This window comes from Vibrio sp. 2017_1457_13 (assembly GCF_030851525.1).
Taxonomy (GTDB): domain Bacteria; phylum Pseudomonadota; class Gammaproteobacteria; order Enterobacterales; family Vibrionaceae; genus Vibrio; species Vibrio metschnikovii.
This window is the reverse complement of record NZ_VHTA01000035.1, coordinates 1-1307: the sequence shown is the minus strand read 5'-3', so window position 1 is coordinate 1307 and position 1307 is coordinate 1. Positions and strand designations below refer to the sequence as shown.

Below are 1307 nucleotides of genomic sequence, written 5' to 3'. Positions count from 1 at the left end.
GACCCTGTAAATAATTTTGTGTAACTGCTATTGCTTACAAGTAATCAGTTAATCGTTCTTCAAACATAATCATAAAGCGATTTAGCGCTTGCTTCCAGTGATGAATTGGCATCGTCCATCTCTTGGATGCATCCATAATCGCTAAATACACCACCTTTCTTGCCGATTCATCTGTTGGGAACAGTTTGCGTTTCTTGGTCGCTTTTCTGATCACGCTGTTCAGGGATTCAATCGCATTCGTCGTGTAGATAGCTTTACGAATATCTTGAGGATAGCTGAACAGTGTATTGAGATTGTCCCAATGCGCCGTCCACGAACGACTGATTTGCGGATACTTTTCATCCCATTTATCACCAAAGCGTTCGAGTGCCAGCAGAGCGTCATCTTCCGTTGTGGCTTGATAGATTTCCTTTAAGTCAGTGCTAATCGTCTTGTAGTCTTTCCATGGCACGTATTTCATTGAGTTTCGCACCATGTGTACGATACAGAGCTGGATTTGAGTTTTTGGATAGACGGTATTGATCGCATCAGGGAAACCCTTAAGGCCATCGACACAGGCGATGAGAATATCATTTACGCCTCGATTTTGAAGCTCAGTGAGCACGCTGAGCCAGAATTTGGCACCTTCAGTTTCTGACATCCACATACCCAAAAGTTCTTTCTGCCCTTCCATATTTACGCCAAGAGCAAGGTAAATGGCTTTGTTGATCACCTGCTTATTCTGGCGAACTTTCACTACGATACAGTCAAGATAAACAATAGGATAAATGGCATCAAGTGGCCTAGCTTGCCATTCTATAACTTGTTCTAATACTGCATCAGTGACTTTCGATATCAAGCTTGCTGAGACATCGGCATCATACATTTCCTTGAATGTGGCGACGATTTCACGCGTTGTCATGCCTTTGGCGTACAAGCTTAAAATCTTGTCGTCCATAGATTGAAATCGTGTTTGGTGTTTGCGGACTAGCTTGGGTTCGAAGGAGGCTTCGCGGTCACGGGGAACATCCAATTGGATCTCACCATCATCGGTCAGCAGCCGTTTTGATGAATAGCCGTTACGACTGTTATCAGCACGAGCGGGGGCGTGTTTTTCATAACCAAGGTGCTCATCGAGTTCAGCATTGAGAGCGGTTTCAACAGTCACCTTAGTGAGCATTTTTCTGAAGTCATCAAGATCGGAAGGAGTCTTGATTGATTTAGCAGCTTCGCGAGCGAAGGCTTCTAGAGCTTTCTTATCCATATTGCTTATCCTTAGCCATGACTGGCTTAATTATAAGCAGATACACAATTTAAATTACAGGCTC

1 protein-coding gene is annotated in these 1307 nt (G+C 43.8%); it reads right to left on the bottom strand.

Annotated features, from left to right (window positions below; all coding sequences use genetic code 11):
• Positions 1-34: 34 nt before the first annotated feature.
• Entirely contained in the window at positions 35-1243 is a 1209-nt protein-coding gene (locus FKN88_RS17365; protein WP_154167750.1) for an IS256 family transposase, read from the bottom strand.
• Between the last annotated feature and the right edge of the window lie 64 nt (positions 1244-1307).